Below are 26378 nucleotides of genomic sequence, written 5' to 3'. Positions count from 1 at the left end.
TGCGGCCTAACGCCTGAATTAAGCCGACCCGCGAAGCGGGTTCGGCTTGAATGAATTGTTAGGGCTCAATGCGACCGGTCTTTGGCTACGACCTGGTACACCGGCCCACCTAGCAGCCTATGCTCTTCTAGTAGAACTACTTTATCGCCCGGCGCAAGCGGCCCGCCTGATGCAACGTATGCGACTACCAGGGCGCCGCTACTCAAACGAACGGACGCACCCTCACGTGTGCCGCCAGATACCTTTGCAACGGTAATGGCACCGGCAGATTCAACGACGCCAACAACTCGGTTTGGCGCTGATCCTGACCAGCGAAAAATCAAGAAAATGCCAACGACGACGAGCACCGCTAATGCTGCCCACACGGTGCGATTCTTAGGCTTTTCCAGTTCTGCGAACTTGTCTGTCATGAGCCCTAACGCCGGAATTAAGCCGCGCCGCGAAGCGGCGTCGGCTTGAATGAATTGTTAGGCCGCGCCCTAGGACACCCTTTGCCTAGTCTTAGCCAGTCCATGGACGCCAAGCATACCGGCAGCCGAAGCCGCCAGTGAGATGAGCGCAGCGTTTGGGGCTACGAAGTAGTACAAGAAAACAGCAGCCGCGCCCGAGAACAGGAGCGCGGGGACAGCCTCAGGTCTAAGAACTAGGAATGCCAGAATGAGTCCCGGCGCAAGCAACCAAGCATGCCAATCAAGAATGGCCGCCCAAAACGGTGGGTTTGGTTGCTTTGGTACGGCGAGGTATGCCTCAGCTTCTCCTTCTCGAAACACCATGCCTGTTTGTACGGCAGCATCTAGCTTGGCCTGCATTTGTCGAAACTCTGTCGGATTGACAGGAGTTCCGATGAAAGACCCGACAAGCATGGCGAACAGGATGCCGATGGAAACCGTCAAGAGCGCTTTCACGTAGCCGGACGTAGTTGGAGTCATAGCGGCCTAACGCCGGAATTAAGCCGCGCCGCGAAGCGGCGTCGGCTTGAATGACTTGTTAGGGCTCAAGCTCGTTCAGCCTGGCGCGCAAGCTTTGACGATCAAGGTGCCCGCGAACCAAGGGCCACTGCCGTGCCCAGCAGACAGAGTAGCCCACCCACGCTGCAATGAGCCCCAGGAGTAGAGAGCCAAGGGCAAGAGCTACCGGATTGACCGTGTAGCCTTGAGCGATCTGCATGATCAGCATAAAGAACGCTACAAATGCCACCCAGAGCAAGGCCAGGGGCCAGCGCGTTGCGAGAAAACGAGGATCTGGACGATCCAAGCGCGATAGAAGTGCTGACAGAAACTTTCGCTCGTTCACAACCTTTCCCCTGAGCCCTAACGCCTGAATTAAGCCGCGCCGCGAAGCGGCGTCGGCTTGAATGAATTGTTAGGGCGCATCTTGCATGACCCCCCAAGACTCGCAAACGCCACCATAAGGCTCCATTGCGGCGCTCACATTGCGCTGGATAGCGGTTACAGTCTCATAGGTGACCGGCGCATGGATCTGAAACTGGATGTAGCCGTCTCCGTGCTCATCCGGATCATAGACCGTGACCGGACCATACAACGAGTCCAGCAGGTCAATTGCCGCTTGCGGAGGCGGCCAGCTATCAAAGTCTACGTTGTAGTCAACGGAGTGCGGCTTTTGGAAATCGAAGCCGTGCTCTGCAAGGCGGCGGAACACTCCGCCATCTGCATCATCTGGCCAATCCGCGATGAGAGTCGGCATGCGCCCTAACGCCTATTCGACCCCTAGATCGGGGTGTTGCGCGGAGTATGCATGAACGATCTGGGCGCGCAAATCTGGCTTTCTTTTCAGAAATCAGGCAGTTGGCGTTTTTGTTACCGCGGCTAACGCGCCACGATTCGGTGATATCCGCGCCAAATCGTGGCGTATGAATTACGCCGGTGCAAAAGCGGGTGTAACGGCATCCTCCGGTGGCCGAATCCGGATCACCTCAAGCCTCCACGCTGGCCAACAGCCAGCAGCCGAATACGGGGCCGGCGCTGAAGCCGGTTTCCGGTTCGATGCGCACGCGTAGGGTGTCGCCCTGCGTGGCGGCGGTGGGGACCGGGTAGTCGACATCGACGAAGCGGATGCCGCGGTCGCCGCTCAGCACCTCGTCGGCCACCGGATGTCCGTTGGCGAGGATGCGGAAGCGGCGCCGGTGCTCGCCGCCCCAGTAGCGCAGGCGCAACGTCAGCGGACCGGGCCGGCTGCGCAGGTCGAATTCGACGAAGCCGCCGCTGCGGGCGTCGCGTCCTTTGCGTCGCCGGTACTCGACGCCGTAGGACGACTCGCTGCGCAGGCCGTGCGCCTTTTCCGAAGTTTCCTCGCCCAGTGCGATCCGGTCGATCGCTTCGGCGTCCAGCCGGGCCATCGCCGCTGTCTCAGCTGCCTGCCTGGCCTGCTTCTCCCGCCACGTCTGCGGATCGAGACGCTCGAAATAGACTGCGCTGCGCCGGTCGTGCTGGGCATGGAACGGTGCGAAGGCCAGCGGCCCGGGATGCACTACGCCGGTCGCCAGATAACGTGCCGGCGTTTGTTGCGGCGCGAATCCCGCCAGCACGTCGCCCTCGGCCACCAGCACCGGATCGGCCTCCGAGCCGTAGGGCTGTCCGGCTGCGCCCAGATCCGCCGCCAGTACCAACGGGCCGCGCATCACCGAGACCACGGCGGGATCGTCGCTGGGTTCCAGGCGCAAGGTCATCGGCAGTTCCAGGGTCAGCGTGTCGCCGGTTTGCCAGTGGCGCGACAGGCGCGCATAGCCGTCGGCGACCTCGGCGCGGACTCGCTTGCCGTTGAGCATCAGTCGCCACGAAGGCGCCCAGCCTGGGATCCGCAGCGCGATGCGCTGCGCCGCATCCGGCGCGGCCGTCACCCGCAGCCGCGCCTCGCCGCCTAGGGGCAGATCGCTGTCCAGTTCCAACCGCAGGCCGGAAACCTCGTCGTCCATGCGCGAGGGAATATAGAGATTGACGAACAGGGTGCCGTCTTTGCCGTCGCGCCAGTAGATCGAATCGCCGAACTGGGCGTGGCTTTCCATGCCGGAGCCGACGCAGCACCAGAAATCGTCGAACGGCGAGGAGAAATCGCGCTTGGTCCCGGCCATCAGCGGCATCATGTAGGCGAACATGCCGGTGCCCGGGTGCTGCTGCGCCATGATGTGGTTGAGCAAGGTGCGTTCGTAGTAGTCGAAATAGCTGGCTTGCGGCGTCCATTGATAAAGGTGCCGGGTCAGCTTCAGCATGTTGTAGCTGTTGCAGTGTTCGCAGGTCTGGTCGGTGACGAACTTGGCGATGGTATCCGGCGCCTGGAAGTACTCGCGATCGGAATTGCCGCCGATCACATAGGTGTGGTGCGCGGTCACCGCGTGCCAGAAGAAGCGCGCCGCGGCTGCGGGCTCCGGATCGCCGGTCAGTTCGAACTGACGCGCCATGCCGATCAGTTTCGGGATCTGGGTGTTGGCGTGCAGGCGATCCAGCCTGTCGTGCTGCGCCACCAGCGGATCCATGACCTCGCGGTGGCGCAGGCGCTCGGCCGTGCGCAGCCAGCGGGCATCGCCGGTGCGGCCATGGAGTTCGGCGAACGACTCGTTGAGCCCGCCGAACTCGCAGGACAGCATCTTCTGCATCTGCGCGTCGTCCAGCTGCGCGAACACCGCATCGAGGTAGCCACCCAGACGCACCGCCACCTCCAGCGCGCGTGCGTTGCCGCAATGCGCATGCGCGTCCAGCAGGCCCGCGAACAGCTTGTGCCAGGTGTACAGCGGGGCCCAGCTGCCGTTGAGGCTGAAGGGTTGGGTATCGATCTTCCCCTGCCGGAGCTCGTCGAAGATCGCGCGCCCGTTTTCGATCTTGCCATCCGGGGTCTTGCGGGTGAAACCGGCCACGTAACCATCGGTGGACTGCGCCTGGCATGCCGCCAGCTCGGCGACGATGTAATCCGCACGCGACCGACACTCCGCATCGCCGGTCTGCGCGTGCATCAGCGCCAGCGCGCTGAGATAGTGGCCGAGCGTATGCCCGGCGATGGTGTCCGCCTCCCAGCCGCCATAGGCCGGCGCCTTGGGCGTCAGGCCGGCGTACTGGCGGAAGTTGTGCAACAGGCGATCGGGTTCCAGCCGGAACAGGTAGCGGCGGTTGGTTTGCAGGGAATCCAGGAACATCGACGGCTTCAGCCGCACGCTGCGCAGCGGCACGGGCCGCACCCGCTGCGGTGCGGAGGCGGCCGCCTCGCGCGGAAAGCCGATGAAACCGGCCGCCGATGCCATGGCGCTCCAGGCCAGGAAACGTCGTCTGGACAGACTGATGGTCATGCAATGAGTCCTCGCTTTCCCGCTGGCCGCCGACGGAGATCCGCGATGGCGGCGTATCAGAACGTCACCGTCACCCGCGCCCACAAATAGCGGCCGAGCACATCGTAGGTCATCACGTCGGTATTCCCGTTGTTGGCGTTGTTGTTGTAGAACAACGGCGGTTGCTTGTCGCCCAGATTGTCCACGCCCACCTCGACGCGGGTATGCCATTCGCTGAAATCGTAGCCCCCTTGCAGGCTGTGGTAGGCGTGGGCGCCGATCTTGCGCTCCACCGCGGGTAGCGCTGAATCGGCCGAGAGGTTCTGCCGCGCGTCGCTGCTGCCGATCGACGTGTGCCCCACGTAACGGGTGCGCCAGGCAGCGCTCCATGGCCCCCGCTTCCAGCTCAAGGTGCCCAGCGCGCGGATCCGCGGGAAGTTGCCGTAGGAGTACGTGTACTTGCCCGCACTGTGGATCACCACCGTGCCCGGATCGGTGGGATCGGGATTGATGTCGTAGCGGGCCACATAAGTGCCGTTGAGGCCGGCATCGAAGCTGCCCCAGCGGGTATCGGGCAGGCGATAGTTCGCGCCGAAGTCCACGCCCTTGGTCCACAGCTTGCCCAGGTTCACCGTCGGCTCGCCGATGTAGTAGATGGTGCCGTTGTCGTTGCGGTGGATCAGGGGACAGAACGCGCTGGCGGCGTTGGCGTAGCACTGGTTGAGCACCGTCTGCGCCGAGACCGTGGCGATGGTGTCCTCCAGGTTGATGCGCCACACATCGGCGCTCAGCGACAGGCCTTCGGCCCACAAGGGATCGTAGACCACGCCGAAATCGTAGGACTTGCCGGTTTCCGGCTTCAGGCCGTCGTAGCCGGCCACCAGCGCGCCGGACGTGCGACCGGACACCTGCGGGTCGGCCTGGTGGTAGCTGCCGTCCGTGGGTACGTTCTCGCAGGCGACGTCGTTGCCGCCGGTATAGCCGTTGCACGGATCGATGGCCGAAGCGGCGTCCCCGCCGATCCCGGCGTAGAGCTCGTTGATGTTGGGCGCACGGAACACTTCCGACACGGTGCCGCGCAGCAGCAGGTTCTCGATCGGCCGCCATTCCAGCGCCACTTTGCTGTTGGTGGTGCTGCCGACCGAATCGTAATCGGAGAAGCGCGTGCCGATCGACAGGTTCATCGCATGCACGAAAGGCTTGTCGGCCAGCAGCGGGATCAGCGTTTCGGCATAGGCCTCCTTCACGTTGAAGCTGCCGTTGAGCACCGTTGTGCAGAACTCGACGACGCCGCACAGGCCCTCCAGGTTCGCCACGGCCAGTTCGTCGGCCCGGGTCGACGTGCTTTCCTTGCGATAGGACAGGCCGACCGCCAGATTGACCGTGCCGGCGGGCAGAGCGAACAGATCACCGTTGGCGTTGGCTTCGAACTGCTTGACCGTATAGGTGCTGGTGCTGACCGGGTTGACCACCAGCGCCTCCAGCGCCTCGACGGTGGCCGGATCGTTGGTATTGAAAAGATTGATCGGGGTACAGCCGGCGATGATGCTGCCCGCCGTGCCGCACTTCACCACCCCATCGCTGTCCAGGAAGGACGGTCCCACCGCCTGGTTGAAGGCGGCATAGTTCAGGAAGCCGTTGTTGACCGATTTCTGCCGGACCCGGCCGTAGTTGAAATTGGCGTCCCATTGCCAGGAACTGTCGCCGAAGCCGCCGCGCAGGCCGGCATTGGTCTGCAGGTTGTAGGTGTTGTATGCGTACTGGCGGTTGCCCAGAGACACCAGGCGCGTGTTGAACGCGTTGTAGGTGGTGCCGGTCACCCGGTCGGCGCCGAAATTGATGCCGAAAGGATTGTAGTAGTTGTCTGCCGACACCAGGAAGTTGTCGCCGATGGCGAAGATCGGCACCGGCGCGATGATCGATGCCGAATGGGTCTTGGTGAAATAGGCGTTGCCGTAGGCTTCGACGTTGTCGGTCAGGCGATAACTGCCCAGCACGAAGGCGTTGGTGCGTTCTTGCGGCGTCTGCAGCAGATTGAACGGCTGGTAGTTGTAGGAATCCGCGGTGGGATCATAGCAGTGGTAGTCGCCCTGGGCGGTCGGGCCGGCGCCGGTGGCGGAATCGAGGGTGACGCGCGAGCAACCCGCGGCGGCAGCCAGGGCCGCGGCTTCGGCAGAGCCGTCGTCGAAGCTGAGCGTCCCATAGGGCGTTGCCGACGAGCCCTGTTTGACGGCTTCGCCATCGACCAGATTCAACGCATCCCTGGAGAACGCACGCTGCGCGGCCGATACCTCGTCGATCTTGTGGTAGGACACACCTGCGACCACGCTGGCCCGGTTCCAGGCGTGTCCGGCGGTCAGCGAATAGTTGCGCCGGCTGCCGTCGCCGCGCGAGGTCCGACCATAATCGGCGCTGGCCTGCACGCCTTCGAAACGGTCGCGCAGGATGAAGTTGACCACGCCGCCGATCGCATCCGAGCCGTAGACCGCAGAAGCGCCGTCGCCAAGCACTTCGACGCGCTCGACCATGGCTGCGGGGATGCTGTTGACGTCGTTGTAGGCCAGGCGTACGCCATTGACCAGCACCAGGGTGCGTTTATCGCCCAGGCCGCGGAGCGAAACCGCCGACGCACCGGTGCCGCCACCATTGTTGACGTAGGGATTGGTGGCGTTGCCGGCGATGGCGGGCAGCTCCTGGATCAGGTCGCCGAGCGTCGCCTTGCCGGTGGCTTCGATCGCCTCTCGGCCGATGATGGTGACCGGGTTGGCGGTTTCGGCATCGACGCGGCGGATGCGCGAACCGGTGACGACGACGCTGTCGAGGGTTCTGGTGCTCTCGGCCCCCTCCGTGGTGGGCGCTTCCTGCGCCTGTGCCGCACACGCGGTGGCCATCAGCAGTGCAACGGCAAGCGCGCGCACCAGCGGCGCGCGGGAATGTGGAAGCGGGAAGGAGGTGGTGGCGCGATGGCAGCGGGGGAAAAGCGAATGCGTGACTTCTGCGGATCGCACGGGGGATCTCCTCGATGGCTTCGGTTCTGGCGGTTTCGGTTTGGTGAATTCGGATTCGCAGGTGAAAGACGCCCGTGCCGGCTTGCGCCAGCGCAAGAAGCGCCTGGAGTCGCTGCGACTGGGCGGACGAGGTGACGGACCGACAAACGTCCCTCGGTCAGGCAGCAGCGTGCGCACATGGGTAAGCGGACGGGATTGCCCGGTTCTTCGCTGGCGAGGACAACGAAAGGACGGCCCTGCACAGTTTCCGGAGCGCTCGCCGCGATCGGCAGATTTCGCCCGCGCTACCCTCTACGGCCTCTTTTCTGACGTCACCTCCTGCTTGTTTTCAAGGCGTTCTGTTCGGGCACGCCGTGTCGGATGTGCGACCGGCTGAGCGGAAACGCGACGTGGCATGGCATTACCTGTCATGCGTGTGTCATGGATGGGGCTTTTCCTCATCCTGCATGCACAAAGACCGGCGCGTCTTGTCGCATTTGGTGCCCGCCGATGCGGAATACGGCATGTTTCTGCGTGGGCGACCGGTTTTTGTGCACACGGTCGCGCAGCCCTGGGCGTTTCACAGGCTCAGGAATTCACGTGTTCTCGAACACCGCGGACGCCGCGCTGATGAAGCGGCGGGCGCCACATCTACGTCGGCGTCGTGATGGGCTCTGCTGTACGGTGAGCGCGCCGGTACGAAGGCCGCTCACCGGCGACATCAGGCATAGCTCGCCTGCACCGCAACCCGCGTTCCGGCGCGTCCCGCGATGCGCAGCGCGTCACCGTGCCTTCCTCCCGCCGTCACGGGCCTGCCGTCCACCGTGGCCTGGACCAGGCGCCGTCCTTTCGGCAGGCGCAGGCTGAGCCAGATGCCATCGGGGGTGGTGGACGGCAGATCGACATGGCCCTCGATGCGCTGCGCCTGCGGATCGGCACGCAGGCTGAAACCGACCCTGCCCCAGCGGGTGGGCGCATCGGCGATGGCGATGTCCTGGCCGCTGACCAGCCACTCGCGCGGCACCGCGCGCGCCAGATGCAGCTGTGCGCCCGCGCTGTCCTCGAACACCAGCATCCAGCGCAGCAGCAGTGGAATGGTCAGCTGTGCCGGCATGCAGAACAACGGCATGCCGCCGGTGATGCCGCTGACCTCGCCCGCCGTCCAGCCGCCGCGCGTGTGCACGTGGTAGCGGTGCGCGTACAGGAACAGCAGGTATTCCTCGATCCGGTCCAGGCGCAGCAGCTGTTGTGCATAGCCGTAGGAAATGAAACCAAGCAGATCGCGCGCGTCCTTGCTGGGCGGCGCGATGTTGGCGACCACGCCCAGGCTGGTGCCGCCGTGGCCGCGCACGCAGTCGATGACCAGATTGGCCAGATCGTCCGGCAGCACGTCGGCCTGCAGCAGTTCGGCATAGACGCGGTGCGGCCATCCCTGTTCGCTGGGAGTTTCCTGCAGCAGCGACTGGCGGAAGGTCAACCTCATGCCGGGCAGCGGGCCGACATAGGGCGGCTTCAGGTCGTGGCGGACGTTGGCCCGCAGGCTGCGTTCGGTCTGTGCACGCAGCTGCTGCGCGCGTTCGCGCCAGCGCGCCGCCGCGGCCGATGCGCCGGTACCGCCGATATACGGCCACACCGCCGCGATATCCGCGAAACCGCGTGCGGCCAGGGCGCTGTTGGCGTAGTACGGCTTCCACCACAGCGTGGGATCGGGGAACAGGCAGGCGTCGGATTCGTTCCAGCCATGGATCAGGCCATGGCCCGGTGCGCCGGCGGGCAGCTTCAGACTTTGGTCGTGCAGTTCTTCCAGGATCTGCGCGGTGGCTTCGATCTTGCCGCGATGCTTGCGCAGCAGCGCGGTGTCGCCGGTGTACTGCAGATAGCGCGCCATCAGCGACAGGATCAGGCCGAACTGGCCGGTCTCCGGTCCGCGCATGTTGGGCATGCCGTCGGCCTGCACGAAATCGGTGAAGTAGCCATCCAGCACCGCCGCGGCCTGCTCGAAGCGGCCCCATTCCAGGTTGGCGTACAGCGAACTGGTGAAGATGTCCTGGAAGCCGTCGTACTCGTTGCCGTAGTAGTCGCGTTCCACCGCGCCGTACTTGGGATAGGTGCCGCCGGGGCGCACCACCAGTTCGCGCGCGAAGGCGAAGCGCGCCATGTCGTTCCAGCTCGGGTCCGGCAGCTCGGCCTCGACGGTGCCGCGCAACAGATCCTGCCAGTACCCGGCGAAGGCCAGCAGGCCGCGATAGAAGTCCTCGGCGCTGGCGCTTCCGCGGCGCGGCGGATAGTCGGGATAGCTGTGCGTATAGACCGTCTTCGTCGCCTTGCCGTTCTCCACCAGCATGCTGCGGTGCCAGGTCTGCACGATGAAGCGGTCCGTGGCGCGCACGTCGGCGAACACCAGCAGGTCGTAATGGCGGCTCGGCGAGGCCGGCAGCGTCTTGTGCACCGCCGGCATCCAGCCGCCGAGCAGCCCCTCGTGCCGGCGTTTGATCAGGGCAATGTCGCCCAGTTCGGCGAAGGCCTGCTCGGGCCGCCAGGTACGGCTGCGGCCATTGGGCAGGATCGGCATCGTGTCGATCGCTTCGCGGGTGCCGACGAAGGTGGTCCACGGCCAGCGTCCGTCGTGGTCCTTGGGATCCAGCCGCGAGGCCGGCGGCGGCGCTGCATCGCGCACTTCCTCCTCGGAGGGATCGCCGTCGCGCAGCAGATGATCGGCCAGCAGATCGGCGTCGGCCAGCGCCACGTCCGCGAGCTTCATGCCGAAGTAGGGCGGCTTGTCGCTGGGAAACGCGGCTTCGGTGCGCTTGCCCAGCACCAGCATGCCCGCGGCGCAAACGAAGCTGATCGCGCCATCGGGCGTGCGCAGGTCTTCATGAACGGTCCAGTCGACACCGTCCTCGCGGAAGGCGCAAAGGCGGGTATGGCCGGCCAGGCTGTCGTCCGCCAACGGCTGCAGCACGGGCCCGGCGCGCCCTGCGGAAGCGACGGCCGTGGCCGGCGTCGCCATGCCGTTGCCGGCGAAACCGGCGCCCGCCGCCGCGGTGGCGGCCAGGCCGCTTTGCAGGAATTGTCTTCTGTCCACGGCCGGCGCTCCTGCCCGTATTGCGCTATCCGGCCATGCTGCAGCAGGCCATCTACGATGTCTTGTCGGCGGCATTGCGCTTTCGTGCGGAATTCCGCATAGAGCCCTGTGCATCCGAAGCGGTGAAGCGACTGTTTCGGTCGGACCGGTCCGCAGCCGGGTCGGCGCCAGGGCTAGGGGCGCGGTGGAGTAGGATGCCCAGTCCCGAATCACGAGTATTCGACGTGAGTCCCGCACCCAACGACACACCCAGTCGTGAGCAGGCCGAGGAGGCCGTGCGCGTCCTGCTGCGCTGGGCCGGCGAGGATCCGGCGCGCGAGGGCCTGCTCGACACGCCGTCGCGCGTGGTCAAGGCCTACAGCGACTGGTTCAGCGGCTACAACGACGATCCGCGCGACTACCTGCAACGCACCTTCGAGGAAGTGGCCGGCTACGACGAACTGATCGTGCTGCGCGACATCGAGTTCGAAAGCCACTGCGAGCACCACATGGCGCCGATCATCGGCAAGGCCCATGTCGGCTACCTGCCCGACGGCAAGGTGGTGGGCATCAGCAAGCTGGCACGCGTGGTCGAAACCTATGCGCGCCGTTTCCAGGTGCAGGAAAAGCTGACCGCCGAGATCGCCACCGCGATCCAGGACGTGCTCAATCCTCGCGGCGTGGGCGTAGTCGTCGAGGCTGCGCACGAATGCATGACCACCCGCGGCATCCACAAGCGCGGCGTGAGCATGGTCACCTCGAAGATGCTGGGCAGCTTCCGCGACGATGCCCGCACCCGCGCCGAATTCCTGCAGTTCATCGACGTCGGGCCGGGTCGCTGACCGAGCGACGGCGAGAAGTGCGCCACGCCACGCCGTGACCCGAGCTGGGAGAAGCCCCCGATGAATTTGCTGCTCCGTCTGCTCGGCGCCTGCTGGCTGCTATGCGCCGCGGGAGCGGTACCTGCGCAGGTGTCCGATGCAGCGCCGCCGCCCACCCTGCGCGTCGACCTCATGCACAGCGGCGATGCGAAACAGGAGCACTACGCGCTCGATCGCGTGGTGGTGGAGCCGCTGCCGTGGCCCGGCAATCCCGCGCGCCCGGTCGACGATACCGACCGCGGGCTCAACCGCTTCGAGGTGATCGATCCGCAGACCGGCAAGCTGCTGTATTCGCGCGGCTACAGCACGATCTTCGGCGAATGGCGGACCACCGACGAGGCCAAGCAGAGCAGCCGCGGATTCCAGGAATCGCTGCGCTTCCCGAAGCCGGACCGGCCGGTGCAGGTCAGGGTGCTGCAACGTGGCGACGACAATGCCTTCGTCGAGGTGTGGCGTATCGATGTGGACCCGGCCGCGCTCGACGTGGTCCAGGAGAAACGTCCGGCACCGGCCGAACCGATCGCGATCCGCAACAACGGCCCCTCGCCGGAGAAGGTCGATCTGCTGATCCTCGGCGATGGCTACACCCAGGCGGAACTGCCGAAGTTCGAGGCCGATGCGCACCGCCTGGCCGACCACCTGTTCAGCGTGTCGCCGTTCCGCGAGCGTGCACGCGACTTCAACGTGTGGGCGCTGGCGGTGCCCACGCGCGAATCGGGCGTGTCGCGACCGTCCACCGGCATCCACCACGACTCCGCGCTGGGCACGCGCTACGACATCTTCGGCAGCGAGCGCTACGTGCTGACTCTGGACAACCGCGCACTGCGCGAGCTGGCCCAGTACGCGCCCAACGAGTTCATCGAGATCCTGGTCAACAACCAGACCTATGGCGGCGGCGGCATCTTCGGCCAGTTCAGCACCGCCGCGGCCAGCAACGACTGGGCGAATTACCTGTTCGTGCATGAGTTCGGCCACCACTTCGCCGCGCTGGCCGACGAGTACTACACCTCACCGGTGGCCTACGTGTCCGGCGAGGAACGACCGGAGCCGTGGGAGCCCAACGTGACCGCGTTGCGCGATCCGGCGCGGCTGAAATGGAAACGCCACGTCGGTGCGGACACGCCTTTGCCCACGCCCTGGCCCAAGGCGGAGTTCGAGGCCTACCAGCGCAACAACCAGGCCAGGCGCGTCGAGTTGCGCAAACAGAACCGGCCCGAGTCGGAGATGAGCGCGTTGTTCGAGGCCGAACGCCGCTTCACGGACGAGCTGGTCTCACGCGCGCCTTATCGCGACGCGATCGGCGCGTTCGAAGGCGCCAACTACCAGGCGACGGGGTATTACCGCTCGCAAATGCAGTGCACCATGTTCAGCCGCAGCGAGCGCTTCTGCCAGGTGTGCCAGGACGCGATCGCCGACATCATCGACCTGTATTCGCGCCCTGCGTCGGACTAGCGCGTGACCGGACCCGATGCCATGCGCGTATACGACTGCCTGATCATCGGCGCAGGCCCCGCAGGCCTGACCGCCGCGAACTATCTCGCCCGCTTCCGCCGCGACATCGTGCTGGTCGACGCTGGCGCCAGCCGCGCGCGCTGGATCCCGACCAGCCACAACTGTCCCGGCTTTCCCTCGGGGGTGGGCGGCAACGAACTGCTCGCCAGGCTGCGCGCGCAGGCCGAGACCTATGGCGTTCAGGCCGTGCCGGCCCGCATCGATTCGCTGCGGCGCGAAGCCGACAGGTTCGTCGCTGACGCGGGCGACGCATGCTGGCACGCGCGACTCGTGATCCTGGCCTGCGGCGTGGTGGACAAACTGCCGGAGATCGACGGCGTGGAAGCGGCGATCGATACCGGTGCGGTGCGCCTGTGCGCGATCTGCGATGGCTATGAAGCGCGCGACGAACGGATCGGCGTGTATGGACCAGCGAACGAAGCCGTCGGCCACGCGGTGTTCCTGCGCACGTTCTCGCGCAGCGTGACCGTGGTGGCCAGCGATACCGACGCGCTCTCCGGGGACAAGGTTGCGCAGGCGCGGGACGCGGGTGTGGTGCTGTTGCCGCGTCCGGATTCGATCCGGATAGACACCGGGCGCTGCATTGCGACCTTGGCAAACGGCGAGCGGCATGCGTTCGACACGCTCTATCCGGTGCTCGGCAGCGATGCCCAGACCGGACTGGCCCTGGCCCTGGGCGCGCGCTGCGACGACAACGGCGAACTGGTCACGGACCGAGAGCAGCAGACCAGCGTCGATGGCCTTTACGCCTGCGGCGACATGGTCAGCGCGCTCAACCAGATCAGCGTGGCGGTGGGCCATGCGGCGATCGCGGCGACCGCCGTGCACAACCGGCTACCCGTCAACCTGCGCTGAGCTCAACCGAACGTGCGCAGGATCGAAGCCGCCGCCTCGCGACCTTCGTAGGCCGCGGTCACCACCAGGTCGGCACCACGCACCCCGTCGCCGCCGGCGAAGATGCGCGGATGGGTGGTCTGGAACGGCAACGACGCTTTCTGGTCATCCTGGGCGGAGGGCCGCGGGCCCGAAGTCGGAGCACCGACCCTGATGCGGCCATTCGCGTGCAGCTCGATGCCGTGGGCGTGCAGCCACTGCGGGGGATCGGGCTGGAAGCCGAAGGCGATGATCACCACATCGGCCGGCAGCTCGGATTCGCTGCCGGGCACGTTCTCCACGCTCTGGCGACCGCGCGCGTCAGCCGCGCCCAGGCGCGTTTCCACCACGCGCACGCCGCATACGGCGTCTTCGCCCAGCAGGGCCAGCGGCTGGCGGTTGAACAGGAACGCGACTCCTTCCTCGCGCGCGTTCGCCACCTCGCGCGCGGAGCCGGGCATGTTGGCCTCGTCGCGCCGGTAGACGCAGGTCACCTGGGCGGCGCCCAGACGCACCGCGCTGCGCACGCAGTCCATGCCGGTGTCGCCGCCGCCCAGCACCACGACCCGCTGGCCGCGCAGCTCGGGCAACTGCACCTCGTCTTCCCAGCCGGCGATCGGACGCGATTGCGCGCCGTCGCTGCCGTGCACGATGCGACCGTTGTGGACCAGGAAAGGCAGCGCGGGCAGCACGCCCTGCAGGTCCTGGCCCGGCAGCCCGCCATCGGTATAGCGGTAGGTGCCCAGGCCCAGGAACACGGCGTCGAAATCCATCAGCAGCGCATCGATGGCGATATCGCGACCGATCTCCACGCCGAGCCGGAATTCCACGCCCATGCCTTCGAGCACCTCGCGCCGCATCTGCAGCACGGAGCGTTCGAGCTTGAAGGTGGGGATCCCGAAATGCAGCAGTCCGCCGATCTGCTCGTAGCGGTCGAACACGGTGGCCTGCACGCCCGCGCGGGCGAGCCGGTCGGCGCAGGACAATCCGGCCGGTCCGGCGCCGACGATGGCGACGCGCTTACCGGTCGCGGGGGCCTGCGACAGGTCTGGCCGCCAGCCCTGCGCGAGCGCGGTGTCGACGATGTACTTTTCCATCGCTCCGATGCTCACCGCGCCAAAGCCGCCGTCGTGCAGGGTGCAGCTGCCTTCGCACAGCCGGTCCTGCGGGCAGACGCGGCCGCAGATCTCGGGCAGCGGATTGGTTTCGTGGCAGAGCGCGGCCGCTTCGACGATGCGTCCCTCGCGCGCCAGTTCCAGCCATTGCGGGATGCGGTTATGCAGCGGGCAGCCGTGCGCGCAGTAGGCGATGCCGCAGTCCAGGCAGCGTCCGGCCTGGTGCTGCGCCTCGGCTTCGCCGAAGCGCCCGTACAGCTCGCGCCAGTCGCCTTCGCGCCGCAGTTCCAACGGAATGCGCGCCGGCATTTCCCGCGGGCGGTCGAGGAAATCGAACAGCGGCTTGCGGCTCATGGCCTGAGCCCCAAGTGGCTAGGAATTTTCTGGAGGAAAGCCCCCTTGGTAAGGGGGCGCACAGAAGGGGTGGGGTTCGCCCATCCTGTGGGAGCGACCTTGGTCGCGAGCGCGTTGGCTTTTGCGCCAGACGCCAAAGATCCGAAAGCCGAAGACACGAGAGCCAAAGGCAATCGCGACCAAGGTCGCTCCCACGAGACCCTCAGCATGTTCATGCCGCGCGCCTCAGATTCTCGCTCAGCGATTCCAGGCTCGCCGCCTTCGGCTTGACCAGCCAGAACTTGCCGAGGAAATCACGCATCTCCCCGGCGATGCGCGCGGCCCACACGCTGCCGGTATGGCGCACATGCGCCTCGAGCAGATCGAGCAGGTGCGAGCGATGCGCGCCGAAGCCCTCGGAGTTGATCCGCAGGATGTCGACCAGCTCGTGGTTGTAGCGGTCGACGAAATCGCGGTCGAGGTCGAGCACATAGGCCATGCCGCCGGTGAAGCCGGCGCCGAAATTCAGTCCGGTACGTCCGAGCACGGCCACCACGCCGCCGGTCATGTATTCGCAGCAATGATCGCCGGCGCCTTCCACCACCGCGATCGCACCGGAGTTGCGCACCGCGAAGCGTTCGCCCGCGCGTCCGGCCGCATACAGCTCGCCGCCGGTAGCACCGTACAGGCAGGTGTTGCCCATGATCGGCGCACTGCGCGCTTCCCAGCGCGCGCCCTGCGGCGGCCGCAGCACGATCCGCCCGCCGGCCATGCCCTTGCCGACGTAGTCGTTGGCTTCGCCCTGCAGCTGCAGGTGCAGGCCGCCGGCGAGAAACGCGCCGAAGCTCTGCCCGGCGCTGCCGCTGAAGTGCAGGTCGATCGGTGCATCGGCCATGCCCAGATCGCCGTGCAGCCGCGCGATGCGGCCGGACAGACGCGCGCCGATGCTGCGATCGGTGTTTTCGATGTCGAACGCGAACGTGCCGCCCTGCTTGTGCTCGATCGCGCTGGCGAGCTCCGCGTCGAGCCGGGCGGACAACCCGGTCGGGGCGGGATGCAGCGCGGGCGCGCCGCAATGGCCACCTTGGGTGAGGCCGGTGGACGCCAGCAGCGGTGCCAGATCCAGGCCGTAGCGGGCGGAATCGTCAATGATCTGCAGCAGGTCGGTGCGGCCCACGATCTCGCCCAGGCTGCGCGCGCCCAGCAGCGCCAGCCATTCGCGCACTTCGCCGGCCACGCCGCGGAAGAAGTTTTCGACCTTTTCGGGCAGGCCGGTGAAATGATCGCGGCGCAGGCGTTCGTCCTGGGTGGCCACGCCCGTGGCGCAGTTGTTGAGATGGCAGATGCGCAGGTACTTGCAGCCCAGCGCGATCATCGGCGCGGTGCCGAAGCCGAAGCTTTCCGCGCCCAGCAACGCGGCCTTGACCACATCCAGCCCGGTCTTGAGTCCTCCGTCGGCCTGCACGATCACCCGCTCGCGCAGCTCGTTGGCCAGCAGCGCCTGGCGCGCTTCGGACAGGCCCAGTTCCCAGGGCGTGCCGGCGTAGCGGATCGAAGACAGCGGGCTCGCGCCGGTGCCGCCGTCGTGGCCGGAAATCGTGACCAGGTCCGCGCCGGCCTTCACCACGCCCGAGGCGATCGTGCCGACGCCGGCATGCGAGACCAGCTTCACCGAGATCAGCGCCTTGGGATTGACCTGGCGCAGGTCGTGGATCAGCTGGGCCAGGTCCTCGATCGAATAGATGTCGTGGTGCGGCGGCGGCGAGATCAGGCCGATGCCGGGGGTGGCGTGGCGCAGGCGTGCGATCAGCGCATTGACCTTGTGTCCGGGTAGCTGTCCGCCCTCGCCTGGCTTGGCGCCCTGCGCGACCTTGATCTGCAGGACTTCGGCATTGACCAGGTATTCGGGTGTGACGCCGAAGCGGCCGGACGCGACCTGCTTGATCTTGGAACGGCGTTCGCTGCCGTTGCGCGCGGGGTCCTCGCCGCCCTCGCCGGAATTGCTGCGCCCGCCCAGGCGGTTCATCGCGATCGCCAGCGCTTCGTGCGCCTCTGGCGAGAGCGCGCCCAAGCTCATCGCGGCCGAGTCGAAGCGGCGCACGATCGCCTCGACCGGCTCCACCTGCTCTAGCGCCACCGGCGTCGCCGCCGCGCGCAGTGCCAGCAGGTCGCGCAGCGCCGCCGGCTGGCGCGTGTTCACCGCATCGGCGTAGGCGCGCCAGTCCTGCGCATCGCCGCTCTGGGTGGCGCGCTGCAGCGCGATCACCACCTCCGGGTTGAACTGGTGGTCCTCGCCGTCGGGCATGTAGCGCAGCACACCGCCGATCGCGGGCAGCGTGTTGTTGTTCCAGGCGAAGCGCGCACGCTCCGCGGTCTGGGCCTGCAATGCCTCGAAGCCCAGGCCGCCGATGCGGCTGGCCGCGCCGGCGAAGCACAGGTCGACCACCTCGCGGTCGAGGCCGACGATCTCGAACAGCTGCGCGCCGCGATAGCTGCCGATGGTGCTGATGCCCATCTTCGACAGGATCTTGAGCAGGCCCTTCTTGACCCCGCGCCGGTAGCTGCGGCCGATCTGCGCGGTTTCGCCGGACTTGGTCTTGAGGATCCCGCGCACGCCCAGGTCGTGCAGGGTCTGGTAGGCCAGATACGGATACACCGCGGTGGCGCCGAAGCCGAGCAGGCAGGCGATGTGGTGCGGATCGCGCGCGGTCCCGGTTTCCACGATCAGGTTCACTGCGCAGCGCAGCCCGGCGCGGACCAGGTGCTGGTGGACCGCGCCGGTGGCCAGCAGCGCATGCAGCATCAGCGCATCGCGGCGCGGACGGCGATCGCTCACGATCAGCAGCAACACACCGCTGCGCGCGGCGGCTTCGGCTTCGCGGTTCAGGCGCTCGAGCGCCGCGCGCATGCCCTCGGCCGGATCGAAGTTGAGGTCGAGGTAGCGATAGGACGCGTCCGGCGCGGTGCCGAACAGCTCGGGTGCGCGCGCCAGCAGCTCGCGCAGCTTGCGCTGCGAGAGCACCGGCGAGTTGAGGTTGACGTGGCGCACCGCGTGCGGGCCGTCGTCGAAGATATTGCCTTCGCGGCCCAACTGCGTGGCCAGCGACATCACGCAGTCCTCGCGCAATGGATCGATCGGCGGATTGGTGACCTGGGCGAAGGCCTGGCGGAAGCGGTCGTACAGCGGGCGGTCGTGACGGGACAGCGCGGCCGGCGGGGTGTCGTCGCCCATCGAGCCTGTGCCTTCCTGCTCGGTCTCGGCCAGCGGGCGCAGTACATACTCGCGTTCCTCGCGGGTCAGCTGGAACAGCTTCTGGAAGCCGGCCAGGGTGGACGCGTCGAACGGCGCATTGGCCAGCGCCGGATCGATCAGTTCGCTGTGCAGATATGTCATGCCGCGCTGCAGCCAGCGCTTGTACGGCGCGCGTGCGCGGTTGATCGCGTCGATCGCTTCCGAGTCCAGCAGGGTGCCGGCATGCAGGTCGATCGCGATCATCTCGCCCGGTCCGAGCTTGCCCTTGGCTTCAATCTCGTCCGCCGGCATCGGCCACACCCCGGCTTCCGAGGCGATCAGCACGTGCCGGTCGCGGGTGCGCAGCCAGCGCGCGGGACGCAGCCCGTTGCGGTCCAGCGAGCAGGCCGCGTAGCGCCCATCGCACAGCACGATGCCGGCAGGCCCGTCCCAGGGCTCGCTGTTGAGCGCGTAGTACTCGTAGAACGCGGCCAGCTCGGTGTCGCGGTATTCCAGCGACTGGGTCGCCGGCGGCACCAGGATGCGCATCGCCTGCAGCAGATCCATGCCGCCGGCCTGCAGCACTTCCAGCATCTCGTCCAGGCTCTGCGAATCCGAACCATCGTTGCGCACCAGCGGATCGAACTCGCGCAGATCCAGTCCCGGCGCGCGCCAGGCGTGCGTACGCGCCTGCGCCCAGGCGCGGTTGCCGGCGATGGTGTTGATCTCGCCGTTGTGGGCGAGCCTGCGGAACGGCTGCGCCAGCGGCCAGCGCGGCTGGGTGTTGGTGGAAAAGCGCTGGTGGAACACCACCGCGCTGCTGGTCAGGTCGCTGCGCTGCAGGTCGGGATAGAAGCGCGCCAGCTTGACCGGCAGCACCATGCCCTTGTAGCCGATGCTGTGCGCGGACAGGCTGACCACATAGGCATCCTGCAGCGAGCCGGCGGATGGTTCCGATCTGGACAATTCGCGCAGGCGCTGTTCGGCGCGGCGGCGGCCCAGGAACAGCGCGCGCTCGAAGGCCACCGGATCCATGTCGACCGGCGCATCGACGAACACCTGCTCGATCCGCGGCAGCGAGCGGCGCGCAAGCGGACCGCAGGCATCGGCATCAATCGGCACTGCGCGCCAGCCGGCGATCTGCACACCGGCGCCCTCGAGCGCCTGCGCCAAAATCGTCCGCACCCGTGCGCACGCGGCATCGTCATGCGGCAGGAACACCAGCCCGGCGGCGAACCGCGCAGCCAGCGCGATCCCGGCCTCGTTGGCCAGCGCGCGCAGCCAGGGTTCCGGCGAGCGGATCAGCAGCCCACAGCCGTCCCCGCTCTCACCATCGGCCGCGATCCCGCCGCGATGGCTCATCCGGGCCAGCGCTTCGAGCGCGCGTTCGATCAGGGCGTGCGTCGGCCGGTCGTCCAGCTGCGCGATCAGGCCGAAGCCGCAGGCGTCGCGCTCGCAGGACGGGTCGTAAAGAGCGGTGGGTGGCTGGTGAGAGGGCATTGGACTCCGCGGCGGGTTTCGCCCGGCGACGGCATGCCGCGGTGCGCAGCGGTTGCTGTGCTCCGGCCATCCGTCCTCGGGGCTACCCCGAATAAAGCACACGTTTGTGCGCTGCCGCAAATGTTCCAGGCGTAACCAATCCAATTCACCCGGGCGATATTGCAATTCAAATCTACCCGGGTCATATTACCGCGCCCAGAAATGTCGATTTCGCCATGCAAGCCACCCCGGATACCCGCTGTACCGCCTTCGCCGGTACCCGCCGCATCGCCTCCGGCGCCCTGCGCCACGTCGCGCTGGTCGCGCAGCGCGAGCTCCAGTCCAACGACCCGCAGGCCGGCAGCGAACCGATCCTGATCTTCGACGAGCGCACCAGCCACCTCATCGAAGTCGACCTGCGCGGCAGCTCCGCCGACCTGCTCAAACGGCTGGCGGAGTCCGACGTGGCGGTGCGTGCGGAAGTCGAAGACCTGCCGGAGCCGCGCAAGGGCCCCGGCCGGCCCAGGCTGGGTGTGGTCGCGCGCGAGGTGACCTTGCTGCCGCGCCACTGGCAGTGGCTGGCCGCGCAACCCGGCGGCGCCTCGGTCGCGCTGCGCAAGCTGGTGGAAGATGCGCGCCGGGCCAATGCAGGCAACGACCGCAAGCGCGCCGCGCAGGAATCCGCGTACCGGTTCATGGCCACGATGGCGGGCGATGCGCCCGGCTTCGAGGAGGCGACGCGCGCGCTGTTCGCGGGCGACGCATCCGCGTTCGAGGAACGCATCGGTGCATGGCCGGACGATGTGCGCGATCATGCCGCGCTGCTGGCGGCAGACGCGCTGCGAGATTGAGCGCGAACGCCCTTCGCGCAAGCATCCTTCATCAAGACAACGCCATGACTTCACCTCCCCTCGCCAACGGCGCGCGCAAGGCTGCGCTCGCCTTCATCTTCGTCACCGTGCTGATCGACGTGCTGGCCTTCGGCGTGATCATCCCGGTGCTGCCGCATCTGGTGCAGCAATTCGTGGGCGGACGTACCGATACCGCGGCCTACTGGATCGGCGCGTTCGGCTTCGTGTTCGCCGCGATCCAGTTCGTGACCTCGCCGGTGCAGGGCGCGCTGTCGGATCGCTACGGCCGGCGGCCGGTGATCCTGCTGTCCTGCCTGGGGCTCGGGCTGGACTTCATCTTCATGGCGCTTGCGCCCTCGTTGGCGTGGCTGTTCGTCGGCCGGATCATCTCGGCGATGACCTCGGCCAGCTTCACCACGGCCAATGCCTACGTCGCCGACGTCACTCCGCCCGAACGGCGGGCGAAGAGTTTCGGCATGATCGGCGCGGCGTTCGGCGTGGGCTTCATCATCGGTCCGTTGATCGGCGGTTTCCTCGGCGACATCGATCTGCGGCTGCCGTTCTGGTTCTCTGCGGGGCTGGCGCTGCTCAACTTCGGCTACGGCCTGTTCGTGCTGCCCGAATCGCTGGCGCCGGAGCACCGTGCGCCGAAGTTCGACTGGTCGCACGCCAATCCATTCGGTTCGATGAAGTTGCTCGCGAGTTATCCGCAGGTGTTCGGCCTCGCCGCGGTGGTGTTCATCGCCAATCTGGCGCACTACGTGTACCCCAGCATCTTCGTGCTGTATGCGGACTACCGCTATCAGTGGGGACAGAAGGAAGTGGGCTACGTGCTGGCCCTGGTCGGCGTGCTCAGCGTGATCGTCAACGTGTTGCTCATCGGCAAGGCGGTGCAGTGGCTGGGCGAGCGCCGCGCCTTGCTGTGCGCGCTGCTGTGCGGGGCGGCGGGATTCACCATCTACGGGTATGCGTACGTGGGCTGGATGTTCCTCGTGGGCCTGCCGATCAGCGCGCTGTGGGCGATCGCGGCGCCGGCGACACAGGCCCTGATCACGCGCCAGGTCGGGCCGGACGTGCAGGGCCGGATCCAGGGCGCGTTGATGAGCCTGGTGTCGATGGCCGGCATCGTCGGCCCGGCGATCTTTGCCGGCAGCTTCGGCTGGTTCATCGGCGACGCGACGCCGGTGCACCTGCCTGGCGCGCCGTTCTACATCGCGGGCGGTCTGCTGCTGGCGGCCGCATTCGTGGCATGGCGCTTTGCACCACGCACCGCGACTGTGGCGGCGTCGCAGCCGGCATGATCGGTAGGTGAAGCCTTCAGCAATGCTGCGTGCATTGACGGAAGGCAGACGCGCAGCCACCTAAGGTCGACCGTTCCCGGCCAGGTGAACGGACATGACCGATCTGCACATCGCGCCCAGCGGACCGGCGCGTTACGAATCCGCCTGTGTACCGCCCACCACGACGAGCGTGCACTGCTGCGCGCTGGGACCTGCCATGGGCATCGGGTGCCTATCGCGTGGCTCCATGGAGACGGGCGCAAGCCCGTCTGCCTGGCACGGTCGCGTAATGTCCGGCTCCAGAGGAAGGCGATGAGCGGGTCCGTCGCTTCGACCCGCACCGCCGCGAAAGCGGCCCGGCGCGCAGGCCTGCGTTATGTCAGCGACCAGGCGCCGGGCATCCGCCGGGTACGCAGCGGGCGTGGTTTCGCCTATCGCAAGCCGCGCGGTGGGGTGGTGCGCGACGCGCGCACGCTTGCGCGCATCCGCAAGCTGGCGATTCCACCGGCCTATACCGACGTGTGGATCAGCACCGATCCGCGCGGACACCTGCAGGCGACCGGACGCGATGCGCGCGGACGCAAGCAGTACCGCTATCACCCCGACTGGAACGCAGAGCGCGGCAGCGGTAAGTTCGACCGCATCGTCGCGTTCGGCAAGGCGATGCCGGAACTGCGGCGCCGGGTGCGCGCCGATCTAAAGCTGGCGGGTTTTCCGCGCGACAAGGTGGCTGCGATCGTGCTGTCGGTGCTGGCCGAAACCATGATCCGGGTCGGCAACGACGAATACGCGCGCAGCAACGGTTCGTTCGGCCTGACCACCCTGCGCGACCGTCATGTGGAGTTCCTGCGTGGTGGGCGCGCGCGTTTCCGCTTCCGTGGCAAGAGCGGTCAGGACCACGAGGTCGTGCTCGACGACAGGCGGCTGGTGTCGCTGGTGCGTAGCTGCCAGCAGCTGCCGGGTCAGGTGCTGTTCCAGTACCGCGACGATACGGGCAAGCGCCAGCCAATGGGCTCGACCCTGGTCAATGCCTACCTGCGCGATGCCATGGGCGAAAACTTCACCACCAAGGATTTCCGCACCTACGCCGGCACGCTGGCCGCGTTCCAGCTGCTCGCGCGTACGCCGCACCCTGTCGGCCGCCGCGGACGTGCCCCGGGCGAAAGCGCGTTCGCCGCCGCGGAGAAGGAGGTCGTGCGCCAGGTCGCCGACGCGTTGGGCAACACGCCCGCGGTGTGCCGCAAGGCCTATATCGATCCGGCGGTGTTCGAGGCCTGGCGCGCGGGGACGCTGGCGCAGGCGGCAGGCAAGCCCACGGGCGCACGCCAATGGGAACGGGCGGCGCTGCGATTCCTGGCGCACGCGCATCGAGGCGGCTAGGGCGCCGAGTCGATCGGGATCTGTCTCAGGATGAATGCGCGGCGCGTTTGCGTCGAAAATTTCAGATCTTCATCCCCGCGCAGCCGGCGACCCAAGGACGTTGCTGTTGTTCTTCTGAGGTCAACGCCATTCACCCTACGGGCGCAGAGCTTTCGCCTTTCGGCGAGTTACTTTCTTTGCTGGTGCAAAGAAAGTAACCAAAGAAAGCACCTGCTCGTGAAGTCAACACCGCTCAGGGTATGTGCAGTGTCGTCGCCATTTTCGCAGCGGACATCCTTGTCCGCTCCGAAAACGGCCGGCATCCATGCCGGCCGCCCTCCGGGTGTCCGGATGCGGGCCGCGAGTACAGGTTCGAGAGAGTCAAGCCAAAGGCCAAAGTTCCGTGAGCTAGGGCTATCTGGCGGCTCCAGTGATACCGGCCTCTGACTTTCAAAATTCTGCAGCAGTCAAACGCAGTCGGAAACCCCGGAGGGGCGGCGGCCATGGATGGCCGCCGTTTTCGGATCGAGCCATGGATGGCGAGTCCGAAAATTCCTTCGCCGCCCACACTTCTTGAGCGACTTGTCGAGGAAGGTGCCTTCTTTGCCTACTTTCTTTACTCGCACCTGCGGTGCTCGCCCTTCGGGCCGGCTTCGCCGTTCGCGCCTTCGGCGCAGTGCACCAGCAAAGAAAGTAGGTCGCCTTCAGGCGAAAGCTCTACGGCCGAAGGGCGAAGGCTATTGACTCCAAAAGCAACAGCAGCGTCCTGGAGACCAGCGCTTCGCGCTGTTGAAAAGCGCTTGCCGCCTCCGCGGGGATGACGCGCTAAAAATATACCGGCGGCTTCACCCCCCCTTCTTGCCGCCAGCACGAGAATCCGCGGCACATCCTGCGTGGAGCAAGCCAATGTCCAGATGCGACGTGTGCGGCAACGACTACGACAAGGCCTTTACCATCACCCAGGGTGACCGGTCCGGTACCTTCGATTCGTTCGAATGCGCGATCCATGCCATGGCGCCCAGCTGTGCGCACTGTGGCTGCAAGGTGATCGGCCACGGCGCCGAGCACGACGGCACCTACTACTGCTGCGCGCACTGTGCCCGGCATGACGGCGTGAAGGGCATCGACGACCGCGTCTAGGGCGCGATCGCGGCGGATCATCGGGCGTACGCACTCGCGTGCGGCCGACAGGTGGGCGCTAAAGCTGCCCCGGCGGCACCGGTATCAACAGCCAGAATGCGACCCCGTGTTCGGCCCATCGGGTCGCGACTTCGGTGCCGATCTCGAGCAGCACGTCGAAGCCGACCGGATCGGCCTGCTTCCAGTCGTGGGTGTGGTCGAGCAGCAGCACGTAACCCGGTGCGGGCAGCCACGACAGATCGTCCAGGCAGTCGGCCAGCGCATCCCAGTTGCGCCCGAACCAGTCGGGGAAGTCCAGCGCCTGCGCGATCCGCGCCAGCACGGCCTCCTTGTCTTCGCAGCCCTGCAGATCGATGCGCACGAACGCGAACTCGAGCCGCTCGGCCGCTTCGGCCAGCGCGTCGCCTCCGCCGGCATCCACGTAATAGGCGCCCGAAGCCGTGTGGTCGGCCAGCATGGCGCTCAGGTCGACTGTGTTCATGGCACAGCCTCTGCATCAGCATCGATCCGCCGGAAGCTGCGGTAATGATCGGTGGTGTAGAAGAATTCGGCGGGTGGATGTCCGCCGGTGACGATGCGGCGCGCACCGCGATCGCGTTCGCCGGGCGTGTCGACGGTGTACTCGCGATAGTAGCCACTCGGGCGCTGCGGCAGCAGACGCTCGCGGTTGTGGAAGACGCCGCCGTCCTGCCGATAAGGGAACGGGCCGCCGGCGCGGATGCGCTGCAGCGTGTCGACGGCCTCGACCGGCAGCGAAGCCGGCGCGGGGGCACGCGGCGTGCGTGCATCCGGCGTTGCGACGGGCGGCGGCCCGTCCGCAGGCGCTGGCGCGGTCCGCCACCAGTTCCAGGCGGCGAACAGCGCCAGCGCGAGCAGGATCCAGGCGGTGCGACGCGGCATGGCGCGATCATGCCATGCGCATCGCGCCGCACCCTCAGCCGCAGCGTACTTCGGTCACGACGTTGTTGTCGTCCACCTGCAGGTTGAGCCGGCCTTCGCGGAACTCCATCGTCACCATCTGACCGGGCTTGAGCGTGCGCGCGACCTGCGCGCCGGCGTCCTTGCGCGCCTGTTCGACCACCTCGGCCGTGGCCTGTTTGCCGACCGCGGACTGCGCGGCGTCGGCGTTGCAGCCTGCGGTACTGCCGGGCGGCAGGCTGGCAGCATCATCATCGTTCGGCGTCGCGGCGCAGGCGGCGAGCGACAGCGACAGGATCGAAGCCAATGAGACGCCGCGGATTGCGATGGACATGTGAGAGTTCTCCTTGTCGGGAAAGTGTTCGGCCGCGGAAGTATTGCCGCGGCCGCGTGTGTGCGGGATAAATGCAGCGCATGCAGCCCTCCACCGACAAGCCCTTCGCCCCCGCCTGCGAGCGCAACCGCGCGCCGATCCTGTCGGTGCTGCAGCGCTGGTTCGCGGATCGGAACCAGGTGCTGGAGATCGGCAGCGGTACCGGCCAGCACGCGGTCCATTTCGCCGCCGCGATGCCGCAGCTGCAATGGCAGGCCAGCGACCGCACGGAGCATCTGCCCGGCATCCGCGCGTGGCTGGACGAAGCCGCGCTGCCGAATACGCCCGCGCCGCTGGTGCTCGACGTCGCGCGCGGACCGTGGCCGGCCGCCCGTTTCGATGCCGCCTTTACCGCCAACACCCTGCACATCATGGGCTGGCCGGATGTCGAGGCGCTGTTCGCCGGCCTGGACCGGGTGCTGGGCGCCGATGCCGTGTTCGCGGTCTACGGACCCTTCAACTATCGGGGCGACTACACCAGCGCCAGCAACCGCGAGTTCGATGGCTGGCTTCGGGCGCGCGATCCACATTCGGGAATTCGTGATTTCGAGGCGGTCGACGCGCTGGCGCGCGGCATCGGTCTGCGCCTTATGGAAGACGCGGCGATGCCGGCCAACAATCGCTGCGTGGTGTGGACGCGCGCTGCGGCATGACTTCCGGCAGCCCGTGAGTGCACGCCGGATTGCTTAGGATGGGGATCGATCCGTT

General features: G+C 66.9%; 17 protein-coding genes. 8 read left to right on the top strand and 9 right to left on the bottom strand.

Features of this window, described 5'->3' with window-relative positions; translation table 11 throughout:
* Window positions 1-1362: 1362 nt before the first annotated feature.
* The 4 genes from MC380_RS14110 to MC380_RS14095 all read right to left on the bottom strand — a co-directional run bounded on the left by MC380_RS14110 (window position 1363) and on the right by MC380_RS14095 (window position 10345).
* Window positions 1363-1704 (bottom strand): ribonuclease E inhibitor RraB, encoded by a 342-nt coding sequence (locus MC380_RS14110; RefSeq protein WP_242165512.1) that lies wholly within the window; start codon window positions 1702-1704, stop codon window positions 1363-1365.
* Window positions 1705-1933: 229 nt separating this feature from the next.
* Window positions 1934-4294 carry a glycoside hydrolase family 127 protein gene (locus MC380_RS14105; protein ID WP_242165510.1) on the bottom strand — a complete coding sequence of 787 codons (2361 nt, stop codon included), beginning with the start codon at window positions 4292-4294 and terminating at the stop codon, window positions 1934-1936.
* A gap of 56 nt (window positions 4295-4350) precedes the next feature.
* The gene (locus tag MC380_RS14100; protein ID WP_242165524.1) at window positions 4351-7164 is read right to left on the bottom strand and encodes a TonB-dependent receptor; all 2814 of its coding nucleotides are present in this window, start codon (window positions 7162-7164) and stop codon (window positions 4351-4353) included.
* A gap of 817 nt (window positions 7165-7981) precedes the next feature.
* Entirely contained in the window at window positions 7982-10345 is a 2364-nt protein-coding gene (locus tag MC380_RS14095; protein WP_242165508.1) for a Tat pathway signal protein, read from the bottom strand.
* A 224-nt stretch (window positions 10346-10569) separates the two neighbouring features.
* Between MC380_RS14095 and folE the strand changes: the two genes are divergently transcribed.
* The 3 genes from folE to MC380_RS14080 are packed head-to-tail and all read left to right on the top strand — an operon-like array spanning window position 10570 to window position 13572.
* On the top strand, window positions 10570-11166 hold the full coding sequence (folE, locus tag MC380_RS14090; protein WP_242165506.1) for a GTP cyclohydrolase I FolE: 597 nt from the start codon (window positions 10570-10572) through the stop codon (window positions 11164-11166).
* Window positions 11167-11226: 60 nt separating this feature from the next.
* Window positions 11227-12657: an IgA Peptidase M64 gene (locus MC380_RS14085; RefSeq protein ID WP_242165504.1), complete on the top strand. Its 1431-nt coding sequence runs from the start codon at window positions 11227-11229 to the stop codon at window positions 12655-12657.
* A 3-nt stretch (window positions 12658-12660) separates the two neighbouring features.
* Complete coding sequence (locus tag MC380_RS14080) at window positions 12661-13572, top strand: NAD(P)/FAD-dependent oxidoreductase (RefSeq protein ID WP_242165502.1); 912 nt, start codon at window positions 12661-12663, stop codon at window positions 13570-13572.
* A 2-nt stretch (window positions 13573-13574) separates the two neighbouring features.
* Here MC380_RS14080 and MC380_RS14075 read toward each other — a convergent pair whose 3' ends face one another.
* Both MC380_RS14075 and gltB read right to left on the bottom strand, forming a co-directional pair.
* Complete coding sequence (locus MC380_RS14075; protein ID WP_242165500.1) at window positions 13575-15059, bottom strand: FAD-dependent oxidoreductase; 1485 nt, start codon at window positions 15057-15059, stop codon at window positions 13575-13577.
* 211 nt (window positions 15060-15270) lie between these two features.
* The gene (gene gltB / locus MC380_RS14070; protein WP_242165498.1) at window positions 15271-19770 is read right to left on the bottom strand and encodes a glutamate synthase large subunit; all 4500 of its coding nucleotides are present in this window, start codon (window positions 19768-19770) and stop codon (window positions 15271-15273) included.
* 215 nt (window positions 19771-19985) lie between these two features.
* Between gltB and MC380_RS14065 the strand changes: the two genes are divergently transcribed.
* The 4 genes from MC380_RS14065 (at window position 19986) to MC380_RS14050 (ending at window position 24379) form a co-directional block, all read left to right on the top strand.
* Complete coding sequence (locus MC380_RS14065) at window positions 19986-20600, top strand: DUF2239 family protein (protein ID WP_242165496.1); 615 nt, start codon at window positions 19986-19988, stop codon at window positions 20598-20600.
* Between the two features lie 44 nt (window positions 20601-20644).
* The gene (locus tag MC380_RS14060; protein WP_242165494.1) at window positions 20645-21901 is read left to right on the top strand and encodes a TCR/Tet family MFS transporter; all 1257 of its coding nucleotides are present in this window, start codon (window positions 20645-20647) and stop codon (window positions 21899-21901) included.
* Between the two features lie 291 nt (window positions 21902-22192).
* Window positions 22193-23260 carry a DNA topoisomerase IB gene (locus tag MC380_RS14055; RefSeq protein WP_242165492.1) on the top strand — a complete coding sequence of 356 codons (1068 nt, stop codon included), beginning with the start codon at window positions 22193-22195 and terminating at the stop codon, window positions 23258-23260.
* An 885-nt stretch (window positions 23261-24145) separates the two neighbouring features.
* On the top strand, window positions 24146-24379 hold the full coding sequence (locus MC380_RS14050; protein WP_242102000.1) for a hypothetical protein: 234 nt from the start codon (window positions 24146-24148) through the stop codon (window positions 24377-24379).
* Window positions 24380-24437: 58 nt separating this feature from the next.
* Here the strand turns inward: MC380_RS14050 and MC380_RS14045 are convergent, their stop codons facing one another.
* Genes MC380_RS14045 through MC380_RS18025 form a run of 3 tightly spaced genes read right to left on the bottom strand, consistent with a single transcriptional unit; the run spans window position 24438 to window position 25631 of the window.
* Window positions 24438-24860 carry a barstar family protein gene (locus tag MC380_RS14045; protein ID WP_242165490.1) on the bottom strand — a complete coding sequence of 141 codons (423 nt, stop codon included), beginning with the start codon at window positions 24858-24860 and terminating at the stop codon, window positions 24438-24440.
* The gene (locus tag MC380_RS14040) at window positions 24857-25279 is read right to left on the bottom strand and encodes a ribonuclease domain-containing protein (protein WP_242165489.1); all 423 of its coding nucleotides are present in this window, start codon (window positions 25277-25279) and stop codon (window positions 24857-24859) included. The genes MC380_RS14045 and MC380_RS14040 overlap by 4 nt, the downstream gene beginning before the upstream one ends.
* 34 nt (window positions 25280-25313) lie before the next feature.
* Window positions 25314-25631 (bottom strand): I78 family peptidase inhibitor, encoded by a 318-nt coding sequence (locus MC380_RS18025; RefSeq protein ID WP_343223584.1) that lies wholly within the window; start codon window positions 25629-25631, stop codon window positions 25314-25316.
* An 80-nt stretch (window positions 25632-25711) separates the two neighbouring features.
* Between MC380_RS18025 and MC380_RS14030 the strand changes: the two genes are divergently transcribed.
* Window positions 25712-26323 carry a DUF938 domain-containing protein gene (locus MC380_RS14030; RefSeq protein ID WP_242165487.1) on the top strand — a complete coding sequence of 204 codons (612 nt, stop codon included), beginning with the start codon at window positions 25712-25714 and terminating at the stop codon, window positions 26321-26323.
* Window positions 26324-26378 lie beyond the last annotated feature (55 nt).

This window comes from Lysobacter sp. M15 (genome assembly GCF_022662515.1).
Taxonomy (GTDB): Bacteria; Pseudomonadota; Gammaproteobacteria; order Xanthomonadales; family Xanthomonadaceae; genus JAKPBU01.
Note: the sequence above shows the minus strand (reverse complement) of the source record. Positions and strands in the feature narration are given on the sequence as shown.

Coding starts and splice junctions, on each gene's coding strand:
- MC380_RS14060 (WP_242165494.1), top strand. CDS start 20,645: ATGACTTCACCTCCCCTCGCCAACGGCGCGCGCAAGGCTGCGCTCGCC.
- MC380_RS14055 (WP_242165492.1), top strand. CDS start 22,193: ATGAGCGGGTCCGTCGCTTCGACCCGCACCGCCGCGAAAGCGGCCCGG.
- gltB (WP_242165498.1), bottom strand. CDS start 19,770: ATGCCCTCTCACCAGCCACCCACCGCTCTTTACGACCCGTCCTGCGAG.
- MC380_RS14075 (WP_242165500.1), bottom strand. CDS start 15,059: ATGAGCCGCAAGCCGCTGTTCGATTTCCTCGACCGCCCGCGGGAAATG.
- MC380_RS14105 (WP_242165510.1), bottom strand. CDS start 4,294: ATGACCATCAGTCTGTCCAGACGACGTTTCCTGGCCTGGAGCGCCATG.
- MC380_RS14040 (WP_242165489.1), bottom strand. CDS start 25,279: ATGCCGCGTCGCACCGCCTGGATCCTGCTCGCGCTGGCGCTGTTCGCC.
- MC380_RS14085 (WP_242165504.1), top strand. CDS start 11,227: ATGAATTTGCTGCTCCGTCTGCTCGGCGCCTGCTGGCTGCTATGCGCC.
- MC380_RS18025 (WP_343223584.1), bottom strand. CDS start 25,631: ATGTCCATCGCAATCCGCGGCGTCTCATTGGCTTCGATCCTGTCGCTG.
- MC380_RS14030 (WP_242165487.1), top strand. CDS start 25,712: ATGCAGCCCTCCACCGACAAGCCCTTCGCCCCCGCCTGCGAGCGCAAC.
- MC380_RS14100 (WP_242165524.1), bottom strand. CDS start 7,164: ATGGCCACCGCGTGTGCGGCACAGGCGCAGGAAGCGCCCACCACGGAG.
- MC380_RS14110 (WP_242165512.1), bottom strand. CDS start 1,704: ATGCCGACTCTCATCGCGGATTGGCCAGATGATGCAGATGGCGGAGTG.
- MC380_RS14045 (WP_242165490.1), bottom strand. CDS start 24,860: ATGAACACAGTCGACCTGAGCGCCATGCTGGCCGACCACACGGCTTCG.
- MC380_RS14065 (WP_242165496.1), top strand. CDS start 19,986: ATGCAAGCCACCCCGGATACCCGCTGTACCGCCTTCGCCGGTACCCGC.
- MC380_RS14050 (WP_242102000.1), top strand. CDS start 24,146: ATGTCCAGATGCGACGTGTGCGGCAACGACTACGACAAGGCCTTTACC.